The sequence below is a fragment of the Pseudomonas sp. 05T35 genome (assembly GCF_056396605.1).
Genome location: NZ_JBFTLU010000830.1, coordinates 1 through 769, shown reverse-complemented (window position 1 = coordinate 769; position 769 = coordinate 1). Strand labels below are relative to the sequence as shown.

Sequence of the window (769 nt, the reverse complement as noted above, 5' to 3'; positions counted from 1 at the left end):
GGCGCTGCGCGCCCACCCCCCCTGATGAACACCTCCACTCGGCCTTCCGAAGGGGCGGGTGGATCAAGATCAAGATCAACAGCATGGCGGCCTTCCGGCCGGCCTGAGTGGTAGGGGCGCATCACTTCGATGTGGGTGGGCGGTCTTGGCTTTTTGACGGGGTGCGGCAGCTTCTAGGCCGCTTCTACATAAAAATCCAGCATGCTCACGCCGGTCAACAGGTCGGTTTCCGGCAGGTCGGCGTGTGGGTGGCCGCCGAGGGCGCAGTAGACGAGCCAGTGGCGGTCCTGGACGTTGAAAGCGAGGCTGCCGACGAGGTTTTGTTGTTCGTCGCTGGGGGTGATGAGGTAGAGGCGATCCTGGTTTTCTGCGTGCAGCATGACAGGCTCCCTGTCGGTTTCGAGGGGCGACAGACTGGCTTGTTAAGGTGACGTTCAGGTGACAGCGCACATTAATCAGTAAATTACCGGTCACTGGAGTGCAAAACGCAGGGCGTAAAAAGCGTCTGGCCACTTGCCGCTGTTTTCAGGCCACAAGTGCTGTTTTTTACGTGAGGGGCATAATGTCGCTGCATATGAGCTGGTCTGCTGTCAGCGCCCATCCCGGCGGCCTGATGAATCTTTTTGCGTTGTTGATCGCCTTGCCCGGTGCCTGGCTGTTGCACGTGACCCGTCGTMGCGAACGGCTGGCGCTGAAGAACCTGGGGGCACAAAGCGCGGTACGGGCGGTCGATGAACCGCTGCTGTTTCCGGAAAGCGCGACGCTGCGC

The 769-nt window shown here is 60.5% G+C and carries 2 protein-coding genes; one reads left to right on the top strand and one right to left on the bottom strand.

Annotated elements, in window-relative coordinates:
• Nucleotides 1–173: 173 nt before the first annotated feature.
• Complete coding sequence (locus AC1DH9_RS30145; protein ID WP_427543226.1) at nucleotides 174–380, bottom strand: hypothetical protein; 207 nt, start codon at nucleotides 378–380, stop codon at nucleotides 174–176.
• 194 nt (nucleotides 381–574) lie between these two features.
• Here AC1DH9_RS30145 and AC1DH9_RS30140 point away from each other — a divergent pair.
• The coding region (locus AC1DH9_RS30140; RefSeq protein ID WP_477809453.1) for a hypothetical protein at nucleotides 575–769 on the top strand (195 nt) is incomplete at its 3' end.